Consider the following 15,872-nt stretch of genomic DNA (forward strand, 5'->3'; position numbering starts at 1 on the left):
GACTTGCCATTTGCCGGCCATGCGCGCAAGTGCCTATGATGTCCCGCCTCAGGGTTCCCCGCGCGGCTTGAGCCGCCGCAGGGCGGCGAAAGGCGAGACCGCCTGAGCTCCCTCGCTGGGCTGCGGTTCGACGAAATGCGCCCCCGGCTTGCGCGGATAGGGGTCCAGCGCCAACGTGAAGAACTCGGAGACGACGGCGCCGAGATCGACGCCGCCGCCGATCAACGGGTCGGGCGGATCCTCATCCAGCGTGATTTCCGTCGATTCTTCGTGTCGTCTTCGGCTGCGAGCCTCCTCGTCGGGCGCCGGCGCAAAGCGCATGTGGACAGGTTCGACGAGTTCTGAATCGAACTCCTCGAGAGTCGCGACGCAGGTTTGCCTGAGGCTGGCGCGCAACTCGCCGTCGATCTCCAGCCCATCGCCGCGCCACCGTCGCGCCCGCAGCTCGGCGTTCAGAGAATGCACCGCGGGCAGGGCGTTGTGCCGCGCCAACGCCGCGCATTCGGCGCGCGTCGCGGCGATCGTGACCTCAAGACCCTCGGGCGGCACGTCGGAAAGAGCGAGACGGCGCGACAGCGGCGGCTGTGAGCCGGAAATTCTGTTCATCGCTTCGTCTCCCCTTCGCGCGCCATTCATAGACCCAGATATGTGCGTTCGCGCATGGACGCCAGCGCGGCGTGAAAGCAAGAAGAGCCGTCTTGCTTTCGCTGCCTTCGAAGATTACGGATTTGGCGAGGAACTATGGACCCGGCGCAAGCGCGCTGCGGCGGAAGATTGCGGAGACATTCATGGCGCAGGCTTTGCGCGTCGTAGCTCGTTTGGCGGCCGTCGCCGGCCTCGGCGTTTCGCTTTCCGGTTGTCTTGGCTATGAGGGCGTCGTCAACCGCGGCGCCGTTCTCGATTCGCGCAGCACCTCGCAGATCAAGCCGGGCATGCCGGCGCAGCAGGTGATGACGACCCTCGGCACGCCGTCGACGACGTCGACGGTCGGCGGAGACGCCTGGTATTACGTCAGCCAGCGCATCGAGCGCCAATTCGCCTTCATGCCGCAGAACATCGCCGAACAGCGCGTCTACGCCGTCTATTTCGACAAGTCGAAGAAGGTTCAGCGAGTCGCCGATTACGGCATGGAAGACGGCAAGCCGATCGACTTCATCACCCGCACGACGCCGACCGCTGGCCCTGAGTACCACCTGCTCCAGGGCATGCTCTCGAAAGTGACGAATCTCTTTTAGGGACACCCCGCCTCTCGATTCGGGACGCAGGCGAGTCGCTCGCACGGCTCGACTGATGGCGTCATTGTGGCGACAGAGACGGCGCAAATACAACTAACTCACTGTAAATGATCTGTTTATTCGCGGCCGCGCATCTTTGGCGCGGTCGCGATTGTGGCGCGACCATGGCTCAGGCCGCCGATCTTTCGCCCCGCCTCGCAGGTAACCTCCTGTTTACGCAAATCTTGCGCAATTGTGGAGAAAACGCGAAGCATGACGGTCACGCTGACGAACGCCCCGCCGCCTTCGAATGACGAGAAGGTCGCGTCGCCTCGCTCAGGACAGCAGTCCAAGACGTCGCCGCGCGCGATCCTGCCGCACTTACTGCTCGATCAAGCTTGTTCTCCCTTGTTGCGGGCGCTGTGCGTCGCGACTCTGCTTTCGGTGCTGGCCTTATTGGCGTTGAGCGTCGAGCGCGAAGAGATTCGTCGTCCGGAGCGGACGGCGCGCGCGCAGCGCGTCCGCGCCGCCGCATCTCCGCTGACGACGATGACGCAGTCAGCGCTCGACGAAGGCGACGACACGGCGCTCGATTCCGACTTCTCAATCGAGCAGGCGTCGCTGACCTGGTCGCACAGGGTCACGAGCGACGAAGCTTCCGACGCGCCGGGCGTGATGCGCTTTGGATCGGTTAAGGTGCATCAGTCGATCGTCGAGCGCGTCGTGAAGGCGGCCCAGACGACCGAAATGGATCCGGCGCTGCTCATGGCCATCGCCGACAAGGAGTCGAATTTCTCGACGACCGCGAAGGCGCGCACGTCTTCCGCCAGCGGCCTCTTCCAATTCGTGGAGAAGACCTGGTTCAAGGCGATGAAAGTGTTCGGCTGGCGCCACGGCCACGGCGAGACGGCGGCGGCCATCGCCAGTCTCGATGCGCCGCGCGTCAGCGGGCAGATGCGGACGCAGATCCTCAATCTGAGAAACGATCCCTATCTGTCCGCCGTCCTCGCCGCCGAAATGCTCAAGAAGGACAGCGCCAGGATCGCCGAAAAGATCGGCCGCCCGCTCACCCCCGGCGAAACCTATCTCATCCATTTCCTCGGTCCGGACGACGCCGAGCGCTTCATGAGGACCGTGGAGGAGGCGCCGCAAACGTCGGCGGCGGCGCTGCTGCCGAGGCCGGCTCGCGCCAACAAGCCCATCTTCTATGAGCAGCAGGGCCGCCGGCTCAAGGTCCGCTCGGTCCAGGAGGTGCATGAAGCCTTCGAGACGATGATGGAAAAGCGCACCAGCCGCTACGAGGACGTCGCCGCGAAACTGCCGGGCGGCGCCACCGCCTACGCCGATTAGTCGCGCCAGGCGAAGCGGCGTCTAAGTTCCGTCGCCCTCAAGCGGCGACGGCGACCCTTCCCATCATCAGGTCGAGATTCTGCACCGCGGCCCCAGCCGCGCCCTTGCCGAGATTGTCCAGCCGGGCGACGAGCAGCGCATGGCGGCGCGCCTCATTGGCGAAGACGAAGATCTCCAGATCGTCGGCGCCGTTCAGCGCCATGGCGTCGAGCTTCCCATGCGCCGGCGCGGCCGCCAGCCGGACGTGCTTCGCGCCGGCATAGTGGCGCGCATAGACTGCTTTCAAATCGTCGGCCGTGGGCTTGCCCGGCAGGGCGTCGAGCGCGAGCGGAATCGAGACGAGCATGCCCTGGCGGAAATTGCCGACCGAAGGCACGAACAGCGGCCGTTCGGTAAGTTTCGAATAGGCCATGATCTCCGGAAGATGCTTATGTTCGAGCCCGAGCGCGTAGAGCTCGAACGCTGGCGCCTCGCCGCTCTCATAGGCTTCGATCATCTGCCGCCCGCCGCCCGAATAGCCGGAGACGGCGTTGATCGTCAGCAGCTGGTCCGGCCGGACCAGGCCGGCGTCGACGAGCGGGCGGATGAGCGCTATGGCGCCGGTGGCGTAGCAGCCGACATTGGCGACGCGCCGGGCGCGGGCGATCGCCGCCGCTTGGCCCTCGCAAAGCTCGGCGAAGCCGTAGACCCAGCCGTCCGCGACGCGATGCGCGGTGGAGGCGTCGAGCAGTCGCGGGGCCGCGGCCCCGAGCGCATCGCAAAGCGCCACGGTTTCCTTGGCCGCTTCGTCCGGCAGACACAGAATGGCGATGTCCACGGAGGCGAGAATGTCGCGCTTGGCGGCGACGTCCTTGCGCTTCTCCTGCGGGAGCGCCACGAGCGAAATGTCCGGGCGCCCGGAGAGCCGTTCGCGTATTTCGAGTCCGGTCGTGCCGGCGTCGCCGTCGATGAAGATCTTCGTCGTCATGGTCCGCATCTAGTCGATTTGGAGCAAGAGAAAAAGATTGTCGCGAGCGGTCGGGCGGTTTTGACGCGCGGGGCGCGCCGGCCTATAGCGCGGCAGGAAGGGAGCGCCGCCCTCATCGAGGCGGCCGCCATGCAGAGTAGTGGAGCCGATGGTCGACAGCCCATGCGTAAAGATCTGCGAACTCGATCGGGATGACGTCTGCGTCGGCTGCGGCCGCACGCGCGCGGAGATCGCCGGCTGGACGTCGATGTCGGAAGCGCAAAAGGCTGAGATCGTCGAAAGAGCGAGAAAGCGCAAACGCACGGAGGGTCGGGACGCCCGAAATCGGCTAGAAGGCGCGCGCTGAATCCTTCTCCATGAGCGCCCGGGTCATTTCGACGACCGCGGCGATCGGCGCATGAAATTCGCAGATCTGCGCATTGTCGGGGTCGACGAATTCGGGTTCGATCATGATGCGACTAAATCGGCGGCCCGTGAGATGCGCGGCGCACAGATATTCGTTGCCGCCGTAATTGGTCGTCGCGATTTCGATGAGCCGGGCGCCGGGGGGCGAGAACGCCGCATTCCATAGGGCCGCGCCAAATTGGCCGATGACGATCTGCGCGCGCGAAAGGCAATGGATCTGATCGGCGAATTCGAGCTCATGAGGCGCGACGCGATCGAAGCCGAGCGGCGCTAGCGCTTCATAGAGTTGCGTTTCATTGACCATCCGCCGTTGCGATGGAAATCCCTCCCGGGACACATAGGCGAGGCGCGGACGGCGGAGCTCATGACGCGCGGGAAATCGCTGCTGGAGAAACGCAAAGAATTCCTTCACGCTTTCGTGCGGGGCGATATTGCCCGACGTCGACAGGGGAGAGGGGTAGAGCAGATGATCGCAACCTGCGTAGCGCGCGTCGGTTTCGACGATCGATTCCGCAGGAACGCCGAGCTGCAGCAGTTGTTGACGCAGATGCGCGGGGAGACGTGACGTCAATAGTTTCAGCCGCCCCTGCGAGAGAGGTTCGCGCGCCAGGTAGACCGAGAGAAGTCCGTTCATCAACCAATGGCCGTAATTATTGCGCGTCGCCCAACTCGTCGCGAGCAGCGCGGGACCCTCGACGCGCGCGGGCTTTTCGAATTCGAGTCGTCCGTAGCGGCCGTCGAGCAGGAACATATCAGGCGCCCGCGCCAGCCCTCCGACATAGAGGAGCGTCTCCTGAGCTGAATCGCCCCAGATCTTGTCGGCGTCGTAATGAACGATTCCGTTTTCGACGTCGGCCAACGCGTCGCGGAACGCTGCGAAATAGAGCGCGCCCGATCGCCAGGCGCATGCCTTGGCGAGCGTCTGGAAGTAGGGCGACTCCGCGCCGATCGCCGGATCGCGATCGAAGGAAGACGCTGCGTCGTAGCGCTGCGGGGCGGCGCATAGCGTGAGCGCCATGTCCTTGGACGGCGGCATGGCGAGCAAAGACTCCAGGGCGAGCAGGTCACAGTCCTGCAGTTCGCCGGCGGGTCGCGTGGAATAGGCGCAGCGGCGGAAGTTGAGAGGATATGCGACCTGCCGGCAGAGCCCGTCATCGCCCCCGAACACGCGCTGACTCCTTCCCTCCGCCGCGCCGTGATTGTCGAAATGGCTACGGCCCGAAGGCGCCTCGCCACGCTCAACCGCCGCCGCGACATCGGGGTTTGCGGCGAGATAGGCGCTTTCATCGAAGCGCGCCCGAGACGCCGGCTCCAGACGGCCATAGTTGCGCGCGAGATAATCGGAGAAACGCGCATGGAGAGTGGCGAGATCCCGCCCCTTCGCAAGCAGCTGCGCCGCCTCCCGGCTTTTCTCGGCGAGGGCTTGAGCATGCGCGCGACCTGGCGCGCCGACCAGAAGGTCTTCAGCGCGCCGCTGCAGCTCATCTGGCGGCGGGAGAGCGCTCATCGCCAGTGGCTCGAAATGCCGACTGTAGAAGGCGACGAATAGTTCGGCGACGGCGCCGTCCTGCGGGCCGCGAAATTTCAGCGCCTGAAAAATCGCTGCGGCGCGAAAAAGGCGGAGATAATCGCTGATCGCCGCATAATCGTCGCCCGACAGCATCCGAAGCCGATCGAGCTGCTGATCGCTAAGCGCTTCGCTCAGTTCCTCCAGCGCTGCGAGTGCAACCTCAAGCTCTGGCGCTTTTCGCGAGGCCGGTTTCGATCGGAACCGACTGAGAAAATGAGAAATGAACATTCAGCGCTTCCGAAAATGCGCCCCGCAGCATGCGGGCGGACGTCAAATAATGGGCAAGGATAGATTGTTGGCGGCCCGCCTGTCCCCTACTTTCGCACATGAGGGCGAAACGAGTCGCCCCCGCTTCCGAGAGGAGGAGCGAACATGGCCAAAGAGCTCGCGGAAACAGAGGGCGGGTTGCGCGCATATGCGCTGCGAATGTTGGATTCGGTCTACAACGCTTCGGTCTATTCGGTGATCGGCTACAGCGCGCTGCTGGCGATTCTCGCGATCGTTGCTTTTGCGGTCTATTTGAAAATCATTTACGTGCCAGAATTTCATCCCTGGTAGCCGCGCGCATTTGTCAAAGCGCCTGCTGATTATCGCGCATGCGCCGTCGCGCAACACCGAGCGATTGCGTGACGCTGTCATTGAGGGCGCGCGCTCTCCCGAGATCGAGGGCGTCGACGTCGAAGCGCTCAGCCCTTTCCTGACGACGCCCGACCATGTTCTCGCCGCGCAGGCGATCATTCTCGGAACGACCGAAAATCTCGGCTACATGAGCGGCGCGCTCAAGGACTTTTTCGACCGTTGCTATTATCCCTTGCTGGAGCGCACCCAGGGGCTGCCTTACGCGCTCTACATCCGCGCCGGTCACGACGGAACAGGAACGCGTCGCGGCGTCGAGACGATCGTGACCGGCCTGCGCTGGCGGGCGATCCAGGAGCCGCTCATCTGCCGCGGCGAATGGCGCGAAGATTTTGTCGACGAATGCCGCGAACTTGGGATGCTCGTGGCGGCGAGCCTCGACGTGGGAGCGATTTGAGCCGGTTGACCCATCGTCTATAGAGGCTGCGCAGGCGACGGCGGCGCGCCAAACGAGAATGGTCCGGCAGGGCGAATGCAGCGTAGCGACGAATTTCTCGGCCATCCGCGCGGGCTCGCCTTTCTCTTCGCCTCCGAAATGTGGGAGCGCTTCTCCTATTACGGGATGCGGGCGCTTCTCGTCCTCTACATGGTCGAATACCTTCTGAAGCCGGAGCGAATGAACGCGGCGCTGGGTCTCGACGCGCTGAAGCGCGGGCTCGAGACGCTCTCCGGTCCGCTCGGCCCGCAGCCCTTCGCGTCGCAAATCTACGGGCTCTACACGGGACTCGTTTATCTTACGCCTGTGCTCGGCGGATTGATCGCCGACCGCTGGCTCGGGCGTTCGCGCACGATCGTGATCGGCGCAATGGTGATGGCGGCCGGCCATTTCATGATGGCGTTCGATCGCCTGTTCCTCATCGCGCTGCTTCTCATCGCGTCGGGCTGCGGCTTCTTCAAGCCGAACATCTCGATACAGGTCGGCGAGCTTTACTCCCGGAATGACGCGCGCCGCGATCGCGCCTATTCGATCTTCTACGTTGGCATTAACATTGGCGCGTTCCTGGCGCCGCTCGTCTGCGGAACCATCGGCGAGTCGATCGGCTGGCACTATGGATTCGCCTGCGCTGGCGTCGGCATGGCGATCGGACTCGTGACTTACGTGATTGGTCTGCCGAGCCTGCCGGCGGAGCCGCGGCGCGAAAGGCGCACACGCACTTCGCAAACACGCGCGCAGTTTCGCCGGTCGTTCGCCATCCTGATGCTGCTCTTTGCGCCGTCGGCGCTGTTCTGGGCCGCCTTCGAGCAGCAGGGCAACACCATCGCGCTCTGGGCGGCCCAGTCGACGGATCGCAGCGTCGACTTCTTCGGCTGGCGCGCCGAACTTCCGGTGACATGGGTTCAGGCTTTCAATCCGCTGATGATCTTTCTCTTCACGCCGCCGCTCGTCGCCTTGTGGGCCTGGCTCGCGCGGATCGGGCGCGAGCCTTCGACGATCGGCAAAATGTCGCTCGGCTGTCTCGGCGTCGCGGCGAGCTACGGCGTGATGGCGTTCGCAGCCTGGAACGCCGACGGCGGCGAGGCGAGCTGGTTGTGGCTGCTCGCCTATTTTGCCGTCATCACCGTCTCGGAACTGCATTTCTCGCCGATCGCCCTGTCGCTTGTTTCGCATGTCGCGCCACAAGGCTCGCGCTCGGCGCTGATGGGCGTCTGGTTCACTTCGATGTTTCTGGGCAATTTGCTTGCGGGGTGGCTCGGCAGCTTTTGGTCGAGCCTCGCAAATGTGCATTTCTTCCTGCTCATGGGCGCGCTCGGCGTCGTCGGCGCGCTGATCGTCGAGGCGGCGCGGCGGCCGCTCGGCGAACTTCTGTCTTCCCGCTAGCGGCGCGCAATCGAGAAACTGCATGAATCTGGTCCCAGCGAGAACGCCTGCGCCGAAACAGATCGCGGCCGCCGTCATCGGCAATGCGCTCGAATGGTACGACTTCGTCGTCTACGGTTTTTTCGCTTCGGTCCTGGCGCAGGCGTTCTTTCCGAGCGGAGACGACACGGCGGCTTTGTTGCTGGCCTTCGCGACCTTTGGGGCGGGCTTCTGCACGCGGCCGCTTGGCGGAGTCTTTTTCGGCTTCTACGCCGATCGAAAGGGCCGCAAGGCCGCGCTGCAACTCATCATGTTCCTCATGACCGGCGCCGTGGCGGTGATCGCCTTCGCGCCGACCTATGCGGCGACCGGCGTCTTCGCGCCGCTGCTCGTCGTCGCCGGCCGATTGCTGCAGGGCTTTGCGACAGGGGGAGAATTCGCGAGTTCGACCGCCTTTCTGATCGAAATCGCGCCGGCAGGGCGGCGCGGACTTTACGGATCACTGCAAATGGTTGGGCAGGGGCTGTCGATCCTGCTCGGGACGCTGGCCGGCATTGTCGTCGCCGGCGCCTTTTCGGCCGAAGCGTTGCATGAATGGGCCTGGCGGCTTCCCTTTCTCGCCGGCCTGCTGATCGGCCCGGTGGGCGTCTATATCAGGCGCAATCTCGACGAAACCCACGCCTTTCAGACATCGCCGCAACACGGCCGCGCGATGGACGCCTTTCTCGACCTGCTCCGGCGCCGAGCCGACAGACTCATCGCCTGCTTCGCCGCGACGGTCGGCGCGACGATCTCCTTCTATGTGGTCCTCGTCTACATGCCGACCTATGGCAAGACGGAGATGGGGTTGAGCCTGGCGCAGTCCTTCATCGCCCAGGCGCCCGGTCTTCTCCTGCTGATCGCATTGACGCCATTGATCGGCGCCTTCTCCGATAGGTTCGGGCGGCGCCCATTGCTCCTCGCCTCCTATGGGCTGCTTTTCCTTTGCGTCTATCCACTGTTCGTCTGGATGCAGGCGGAGCGCTCGCTGCTCGCGCTCGCTGTGGCGCAGACCGCCTTCTGCGTCGTACTCTCCGGCCTCTTCGGCGCGCTGTCGACGGCGCTCGCCGAACAGTTTCCGACGCATATCCGCACGGCGGGGCTCGCGATCGCTTACAATGTCGCCGTGATGATCTTCGGCGGCTTCGCGCCCTTCATCGTCTCCTGGCTGATCGGAGTTCTCGCCACGCCGGTCGCGCCGGCCTTCTATCTGATGTTCGGCGCCGCCGTCGGGCTCCTGGGCGTCGCGGGTCTGCGCGAACGGCACAACGCGCCGGGGCTCGATTGAGCGCCGCGAAGGGAGAATTTCATGAAGAGAATTACGATCTCTGTTGCTTTGATCGTGTTGGCCCAGCAAGTCCTGCTGACAGACGCCATCGCGAAACCGGCGAGATGCGTCGTCACCAGCAACGGCGCGCCGGCCTATAACGGGAAGTGCGATTTTTCGGCTGAGAAGGGCGGCGGCTTTTCGATAAAGCCGATTGGCCGGGACGCGTTTGACGGCGCGACAATAATCAGCGTCTCCGTGACTTTGCCGGGCGTGGCGGAAGTGAGGGGACTGACCCGCGACGGGATCAACTCCCGCTGGGGGGAAGCGAAGCGCTCCGCGTCGGACCGCGCCTGCTGGGTCGGCGACGACTTCAAGATCTGCGTCTATTGACCCGCAAAAACAAAAGCGGCGCCGAAGCGCCGCTTTGAAACCTCCGCCACGAAGACGCGAAGCTTAGCGCTTCGAGAACTGGAAGCTGCGGCGGGCTTTGCGCTTGCCGTATTTCTTTCGCTCGACGACGCGGGAGTCGCGCGTGAGGAAACCTTCCTTCTTGAGCGCGGGGCGCAGCTCCGGCTCATAGTTCGTCAGCGCCTTGGCGAGGCCATGGCGCACCGCGCCGGCCTGACCCGAAAGTCCGCCGCCCGCGACCGAAACGACGAGGTCATACTGACCCGAGCGCTTGGCGACGACGAGCGGCTGCGCGAGGATCATGCGCAGAACGGGTCGCGCGAAATAGGCCTCGATGTCGCGGCCGTTGACGGTGATCTTGCCGGCGCCGGGCTTCACCCAGACGCGCGCGACGGCGTTCTTGCGCTTGCCGGTCGCGTAGGCGCGGCCCTGCTTGTCCAGCTTCTGGACGTAACGGGGCGCTTCGGGCGCCGCGGCGACGCTTCCCTGGAGGTCGGAAAGCGAAGAAAGAGTGGTCTCGGCCATGATCAGGCGCTCCGGCTATTCTTGACGTTCAGGGCGGCGACGTCGAGCGTCTGCGGGCTTTGCGCCTCATGCGGATGTTCGGCGCCCTTGTAAACTCGGAGATTGCCGAGCTGCTTGCGGCCCAGGGGCCCGCGCGGCAGCATGCGCTGCACCGCCTTCTCCAGGACGCGCTCCGGGAAGCGCCCCTCGAGCAGGAACTTCGCCGAGCGCTCCTTGATGCCGCCGGGGAAGCCCGTGTGGTGGTGATAGACCTTCTGGTCGCGCTTGCGGCCGGTCAGAACGACCTTGTCTGCATTGATGACGATGATGTTGTCGCCATCGTCCATATGCGGGGTGAAGGTCGCCTTGTGCTTGCCGCGAAGGCGCAGCGCGATGATCGAAGCGAGGCGGCCCACGATGAGCCCGGAGGCGTCGATCAGCACCCACTTCTTTTCGATGTCGGCGGGTTTCGCCGAATAGGTCTTGCCAAACATGGGATGGGAATTCCGTCAGAACGCTAAAGTTCGGAAGCCGTGTGGATAGGGGATGCGGCGGGGCCGGTCAAGTGGTTTTCGTCGTAATAAGGGCGCTAGAACGCCGATAAACTAAGGAGCCAACGGTTAAGGTATCATAATACCCACGCCATGGATTGCGTTGAGCTGATTCAAATCGGCCGTCATGGCCGGGCTTGGCCCGGCCATCTACGTCGTGCGTCATAAGCGATTGGCGCCCCGCGCTTGGGAGGTCGTAAGAGCAGATTGATGGCGTGGATGGCCGGGACAAGCCCGGCCATGACGCCTAAAGGCGACGCTCGTTTGGTCGCTTTCTACTGATGCAGCGCTTCGCCATGCAGCGCGATATCGAGTCCCTCGCGCTCGTCGTCGTAATTCACGCGAAGCCTCGTGAACATCGAGACGATTTTCAGCGTCGCCCAGGTGCCGACCACGCACCAGACAATGGTGACGCCGACGCCGATCGCCTGGACGAGAAGCTGATGCGGATCGCCTTCGAGCAGACCGGCCACGCCAGGGTCCCCCTCTGAAGCGGTGATCGCGCGCGTGGCGAAGACCCCGGCGAGCAGCGTTCCCATGATGCCGCCGACGCCATGCACGCCGAACACGTCGAGCGTATCGTCGTAGCGGAACTTGTATTTCGCGACGGTGCAGAACCAATAGCAGACGGCGCCCGCGATCACCCCGATCACGACCCCGTGCCAGGGCAGGATATAGCCCGAGGCCGGCGTGATCGTGCCAAGTCCGGCGACGGCGCCAGAGACGACGCCGAGCACCGACGGCTTGCCGCGCTGGAGCCATTCCAATCCGCTCCACACCAACGCGCCGGCGCAGGCGGCGAGATGCGTCGCGACGATCGCGAAGACCGCGCGCGAATTGGCGGCGAGCGCCGAGCCGCCGTTGAAGCCGAACCAGCCGACCCAGAGCAGGCCCGTGCCGACGACGGCGAGCGAGAGGTCGAAAGGCGAGAGGTTTTCGCGACCGAAGCCAACGCGACTCCCCAGCACCACGGCGCAGACCAGTCCGGCGACGCCGGCGTTGATGTGCACGACCGTCCCGCCGGCGAAATCGAGGAGACCCATCTTCTGCAGGAATCCGCCGCCCCAGACCCAGTGCGCCGAAGGCGCATAGACGATGAAGAGCCAGAGCGCGCAAAACAGCATGAAGGCCGAGAACCTCATGCGCTCGGCGACGGAGCCGCCGACCAGCGCGCAGGTGATGACCGCGAAGGTCATCTGGTACATCATGAACAGGATCTCGGGGATGGTCTTGGCGAAGGGGCTCACCGTATCGAGTCCGATACCGGCGAGGAGCGTGCGCGACGCGTCGCCGATGAAGGCGCCGTCGCCGCTGAAGGCGAGGCCGTAGGCGACGCCGATCCACAGCAGCGACACGAGGGCCGTGGCGATCAGGCTTTGCGCCATGGTGGCGAGCACGTTCTTCTTGCGCACCATGCCGCTGTAGAAAAGCGCAAGGCCGGGCAGCGTCATCATCAGCACGAGCGCGGTTGCGGCGATCATGAAGGCGGTGTCCGCCGCGTCGATCTTGCCGACGCTTTCCTGAGCGAGAGCGGGTTGCGAAATGGTGAAAGCCGCCAACGCGGTCGCCGCTCCCAAAATCGTGCGGCGCAGTACGTCGCCCTCAGGCTGAGGAGCGCCTGTAAGGCGCGTCTCGAGGCGCGAGGGCGAGAGATACAGCGCGAGCGGATTTCCCCGTCCTTCGAGACGCCCGGGTTGCGGGCTCCTCAGGATAAGGAAATCTTCGCTCGAGGCGCGCGCAAACGAGCTGTGCATCGATTGATCCTGATGATGACTGGAGAAAGCGCTTCAGAGCGCGTCGGAGTCGGTCTCGCCGGTGCGGATGCGCATCGCGCGCTCCAGCGGCGAAACGAAAATCTTGCCGTCGCCGATATGCCCGGTATAGGCGGCGAGTCTGATCGCCTCGATGGCGCGATCGACGACCGCCTCGGGAAGAGCGACGTCGATCTTCACCTTGGGCAGGAAGGCGACGATATATTCGGCCCCCCGATAAATTTCGGCGTGGCCCTTCTGCCGGCCATAGCCTTTCACTTCAGTCGCGGTCATTCCATGCACGCCGATTTCCGTCAGCGCCGCGCGCACCTCGTCGAGCTTGAAGGGTTTGATAATGGCCGTGATGATCTTCATTTGCGCAGACATGCCCTGAACGGTGGCGAGGTGAGCGTTCGCTAAGCAATCTGCGTGCCATGCTGCGTATAAAATAATCGTTTTGCATAACGCCTTCGGGCGCAAGCTTGGCCAGTTGCGCGGCGCCTGCCGATCAAAGATTGTGCACTTTGCGTAAAAGCGCGTCTTTTAAGCGAGCGCCGCCGTCGCTGTTCATCTCCCCAGGTTCGTTGCTTTGAGCCCCTTGCTATCGGCGCTCTTTCCCTTTTGTGTGATGCGGAGATAGAGACGGGTCACGGCGCCGCAGAGCGAAGACAACGGACGCGAATGAAGCTTGAAGACTGGTCGCCGGGGGCGATCGCCATCGATTTCGTCAATAAGGAAGACTGGCCCGAACGCCGCGCAAAGCTTCCTCAGGCGACCGCGCGGCTTGCCGACCTTGCGTCATTTGAGGCGAAGCCGGGTTCGCTCCTTTTCGCGCCGGAGGTCGATGGCGCGCCGCGCGTCTTTTTCGGCGCGGAGGGAAGGGAGCCGAAAACGCGCGATCCGTTCTTTGCCGGAAAGCTCGCCGCGGCGTTGCCCAAGGGCCTTTACCGCTTCGGCGCCGGCGTCGATTCGCCCTCTCAGGCGGCGTTGGCCTTCCTTCTGTCGAGCTATGCCTTCTCCCGCTACAAGGCGCGCAAGAACGAAGCGCCGCGTCTGTGCGCGCCGCAGGACGTGGACGCCGCGCGCATCGAGCGAATCGCCGCCGCCGTGGCTCTCGGACGCGATCTCGTCAACACGCCGACCAATGACATGGGGCCGGAGGCGCTCGCGGAGGCGGCGCTCGCTCTCGGCGCGAAGCACGGCGCCAAGAGCCGCGTCATTGTCGGCGACGAGCTGCTTGCGGAAAACTTCCCGTTGATCCACGCCGTTGGCCGCGCGGCGGCGCAGCCGCCGAGGCTCGTCGAATTCGAGCACGGGCCCGAGGACGGCCTGCGGGTGACGCTTGTCGGCAAGGGCGTCTGTTTCGACACCGGCGGGCTCGACATCAAGCCTTCGAGCGCGATGGCGCTGATGAAGAAGGACATGGGCGGCGCCGCGACCGCGCTGTCGCTCGCGGCGATGCTGCTTGGCGGGGATGCGCCGGTTCGCTTGCGCGTGCTGTTGCCGATCGTCGAAAATTCGATCTCGGCTTCGGCGTTTCGAACGAGCGACGTTTACCGTAGCCGCAAAGGGCTGACCGTCGAGATCGGCAACACCGACGCCGAAGGCAGGCTAGTTCTCGCCGACGCGCTCGCCTATGCGAGCGAAACGCCGCCTGATCTCCTGTTCGATTTCGCCACGCTGACCGGCGCCGCCCGCGTCGCGCTTGGTCCTGAGATTCCGCCTTTCTATACCGGCGATGACGCGCTCGCCGCTGAGATCGCGGGGCAGGGCGCGGCCGTGAACGATCCGGTTTGGCGGATGCCGCTGTGGGAAAATTACGACAGCGGACTCGACGGCAAAATCTCCGATCTCGTCAATGTCACGAGCGGTCCCTTCGCCGGATCGATCATCGCCGCGCTGTTCTTGAGGCGCTTCGTGGCCGACCCCAAGCGCTGGGCGCATTTCGACGTCTACTGCTGGAATCCGTCGACGAAGCCCGGCCGGCCGGAAGGCGGCGACGTGCAAGCGGCGCGGCTTCTCTATGAGTTGATCGAGAAGCGCGCCGAGCAACAGAAAGCGACGTCGTGAGCGCACATTTCGATCGGCGGTTGACGCCCGCGCGTCCCGAAGTCGCCGCCGCCTATTTGAAGGGACGTGTGACCGCCGAGCGCTATGTGGAAGGCGTCGCGAAGGAGGTGAGAGACTGCGTCGTCGACCTTCGGCGCGAGCCGCGCCCCGACGCCGCGGTCGACACTCAGGCGATCTACGGCGAGCGCGTTACTGTTTACGATGAGGAGGAAGGCTGGGCCTGGGCGCAGCTCGCGCGCGACAATTACGTCGGCTGGATCGCGGCCAATACGCTGTGGCGCGAATTGAGCGCGCCGACGCATCGCGTCTGCGTTCCGCGGACGTTTATCTATCCGGGCCCGAACATCAAACTGCCGCCGCTGAACGCCCTGCCGCTCGGCGCGGAGGTCGCGATCGCGGAAGAGCGCGACGGCTTTTGCGTGACGCCGGAGCTCGGATTCATCTATCGCAAACATCTCGTCTCGTGCGAGGCGAAGGCGCCTGACTTCGTGGCTGTCGCCGAGACGCTCATCGGCGCGCCTTATCTATGGGGCGGAAAGTCCTGGCTCGGCGTCGATTGTTCGGGACTGGTGCAGGTTTCCCTGCTGATGGCCGGGGTCAAGGCGCCGCGCGACACGGATATGCAGGAAGCTGCGCTTGGCGTTGCGCTCGAGCCCGGCGCGCCGTTCGCGCGCGGCGATATCGTCTTCTGGAAGGGGCATGTCGGCGTCATGCGAGACGCCGAAACGCTGCTTCACGCCAACGCCACGCATATGCAAGTCACGAGCGAGCCGCTCGACCTGGTGCGCGCGCGCAACGAGGCGGCGGGCGCCGGAGCGGTCACGAGCGTCAGGCGCCTGGCGAAGGATGTATTCTCATGACGAAGAAGCTCTATCTGGAAGATCTACGCGTCGGCCAGCGGCTGCGTTCAACGAGCATGACAATCACCGCGCAGGACATCATCCGCTTCGCGCGCGACAATGATCCGCAATATTTCCATCTCGACGCGGAAGCGGCCAAGGACAGCATGTTCGGCGGGCTTGTCGCCAGCGGCTGGCAAACCGGCGCGCTCAGCATAAAGCTTCTCATCGACTCAGCCGATCCGCCATTCGCGGGCGGGCTCGTCGGCGTCGAGGCGCATATCGCCTGGAAGCTGCCGGTGCGGCCTGGCGACTCTCTGCGCGTGGAAGCCGAAGTGACGCGAATCGTTCATCCGCGTCGCCATGCCGATCGCGGCTTCGTTTCAATGAATTTGGAGACTTATAATCAGCGCGACGAAGCCGTTCTGACGCAGCGGGTCACCGTCGTCGCTTTCCGCGACCCGGCGCGGGTCAGCGCGCCTGAAAACGCTGGATAGGCG

The 15,872-nt window shown here is 64.4% G+C and carries 18 protein-coding genes; 11 read left to right on the forward strand and 7 right to left on the reverse strand.

Going from position 1 to position 15,872, the window contains the following annotated elements; translation table 11 throughout:
• Positions 1–48 precede the first annotated feature (48 nt).
• Complete coding sequence (locus AC0X69_RS18615; protein ID WP_482609650.1) at positions 49–606, reverse strand: YceD family protein; 558 nt, start codon at positions 604–606, stop codon at positions 49–51.
• Positions 607–788: 182 nt separating this feature from the next.
• Here AC0X69_RS18615 and AC0X69_RS18620 point away from each other — a divergent pair, with 182 nt between their 5' ends.
• Together AC0X69_RS18620 and AC0X69_RS18625 are read left to right on the forward strand one after the other, a co-directional pair.
• On the forward strand, positions 789–1,235 hold the full coding sequence (locus AC0X69_RS18620; RefSeq protein WP_482609652.1) for an outer membrane protein assembly factor BamE: 447 nt from the start codon (positions 789–791) through the stop codon (positions 1,233–1,235).
• 252 nt (positions 1,236–1,487) lie between these two features.
• The gene (locus AC0X69_RS18625; protein WP_482609654.1) at positions 1,488–2,564 is read left to right on the forward strand and encodes a transglycosylase SLT domain-containing protein; all 1,077 of its coding nucleotides are present in this window, start codon (positions 1,488–1,490) and stop codon (positions 2,562–2,564) included.
• A gap of 37 nt (positions 2,565–2,601) precedes the next feature.
• Here AC0X69_RS18625 and argC read toward each other — a convergent pair whose 3' ends face one another.
• Positions 2,602–3,531 carry an N-acetyl-gamma-glutamyl-phosphate reductase gene (argC, locus tag AC0X69_RS18630; RefSeq protein WP_482609656.1) on the reverse strand — a complete coding sequence of 310 codons (930 nt, stop codon included), beginning with the start codon at positions 3,529–3,531 and terminating at the stop codon, positions 2,602–2,604.
• A 148-nt stretch (positions 3,532–3,679) separates the two neighbouring features.
• On the opposite strand from argC, the gene AC0X69_RS18635 reads away from it, so the two are divergent.
• Complete coding sequence (locus AC0X69_RS18635; RefSeq protein ID WP_482609658.1) at positions 3,680–3,877, forward strand: DUF1289 domain-containing protein; 198 nt, start codon at positions 3,680–3,682, stop codon at positions 3,875–3,877.
• Here AC0X69_RS18635 and AC0X69_RS18640 read toward each other — a convergent pair.
• A complete protein-coding gene (locus AC0X69_RS18640) occupies positions 3,860–5,734 on the reverse strand; it encodes a glycosyltransferase family 61 protein (protein WP_482609659.1) in 1,875 nt (624 codons plus the stop codon). The genes AC0X69_RS18635 and AC0X69_RS18640 overlap by 18 nt on opposite strands.
• A 144-nt stretch (positions 5,735–5,878) precedes the next feature.
• Between AC0X69_RS18640 and AC0X69_RS18645 the strand changes: the two genes are divergently transcribed.
• The 5 genes from AC0X69_RS18645 (at position 5,879) to AC0X69_RS18665 (ending at position 9,639) form a co-directional block, all read left to right on the forward strand.
• The gene (locus AC0X69_RS18645; protein ID WP_482609661.1) at positions 5,879–6,064 is read left to right on the forward strand and encodes a hypothetical protein; all 186 of its coding nucleotides are present in this window, start codon (positions 5,879–5,881) and stop codon (positions 6,062–6,064) included.
• A gap of 10 nt (positions 6,065–6,074) precedes the next feature.
• Positions 6,075–6,539, forward strand: coding sequence for a flavodoxin family protein (locus AC0X69_RS18650; RefSeq protein WP_482609662.1), 465 nt, complete (start codon positions 6,075–6,077; stop codon positions 6,537–6,539).
• A gap of 75 nt (positions 6,540–6,614) precedes the next feature.
• On the forward strand, positions 6,615–7,961 hold the full coding sequence (locus tag AC0X69_RS18655; RefSeq protein WP_482609664.1) for a peptide MFS transporter: 1,347 nt from the start codon (positions 6,615–6,617) through the stop codon (positions 7,959–7,961).
• Between the two features lie 22 nt (positions 7,962–7,983).
• A complete protein-coding gene (locus tag AC0X69_RS18660; RefSeq protein WP_482609666.1) occupies positions 7,984–9,267 on the forward strand; it encodes an MFS transporter in 1,284 nt (427 codons plus the stop codon).
• A gap of 21 nt (positions 9,268–9,288) precedes the next feature.
• Complete coding sequence (locus tag AC0X69_RS18665; RefSeq protein ID WP_482609668.1) at positions 9,289–9,639, forward strand: hypothetical protein; 351 nt, start codon at positions 9,289–9,291, stop codon at positions 9,637–9,639.
• A 63-nt stretch (positions 9,640–9,702) separates the two neighbouring features.
• On the opposite strand, the gene rpsI is transcribed toward AC0X69_RS18665, so the two are convergent.
• From rpsI to AC0X69_RS18685, 4 genes are all read right to left on the reverse strand, one after another.
• On the reverse strand, positions 9,703–10,182 hold the full coding sequence (gene rpsI, locus AC0X69_RS18670) for a 30S ribosomal protein S9 (RefSeq protein WP_482609670.1): 480 nt from the start codon (positions 10,180–10,182) through the stop codon (positions 9,703–9,705).
• Positions 10,183–10,184: 2 nt separating this feature from the next.
• Positions 10,185–10,655: a 50S ribosomal protein L13 gene (gene rplM / locus AC0X69_RS18675; protein ID WP_482609672.1), complete on the reverse strand. Its 471-nt coding sequence runs from the start codon at positions 10,653–10,655 to the stop codon at positions 10,185–10,187.
• A 332-nt stretch (positions 10,656–10,987) separates the two neighbouring features.
• A complete protein-coding gene (locus tag AC0X69_RS18680; protein WP_482609674.1) occupies positions 10,988–12,466 on the reverse strand; it encodes an ammonium transporter in 1,479 nt (492 codons plus the stop codon).
• 33 nt (positions 12,467–12,499) lie between these two features.
• On the reverse strand, positions 12,500–12,838 hold the full coding sequence (locus AC0X69_RS18685) for a P-II family nitrogen regulator (protein WP_482609676.1): 339 nt from the start codon (positions 12,836–12,838) through the stop codon (positions 12,500–12,502).
• A 306-nt stretch (positions 12,839–13,144) separates the two neighbouring features.
• Here AC0X69_RS18685 and AC0X69_RS18690 point away from each other — a divergent pair, with 306 nt between their 5' ends.
• From AC0X69_RS18690 to AC0X69_RS18700, 3 genes are read left to right on the forward strand one after another with little or no spacing between them, the layout of a single operon-like run.
• The gene (locus AC0X69_RS18690) at positions 13,145–14,533 is read left to right on the forward strand and encodes a leucyl aminopeptidase family protein (RefSeq protein ID WP_482609678.1); all 1,389 of its coding nucleotides are present in this window, start codon (positions 13,145–13,147) and stop codon (positions 14,531–14,533) included.
• Positions 14,530–15,393 (forward strand): C40 family peptidase, encoded by an 864-nt coding sequence (locus tag AC0X69_RS18695; RefSeq protein ID WP_482609680.1) that lies wholly within the window; start codon positions 14,530–14,532, stop codon positions 15,391–15,393. Before AC0X69_RS18690 ends, AC0X69_RS18695 begins: the two co-directional genes overlap by 4 nt.
• Positions 15,390–15,869: a MaoC/PaaZ C-terminal domain-containing protein gene (locus AC0X69_RS18700; protein ID WP_482609682.1), complete on the forward strand. Its 480-nt coding sequence runs from the start codon at positions 15,390–15,392 to the stop codon at positions 15,867–15,869. The genes AC0X69_RS18695 and AC0X69_RS18700 overlap by 4 nt, the downstream gene beginning before the upstream one ends.
• Positions 15,870–15,872 lie beyond the last annotated feature (3 nt).

The sequence above is a fragment of the Methylocystis sp. Uni0008 genome (genome assembly GCF_056838045.1).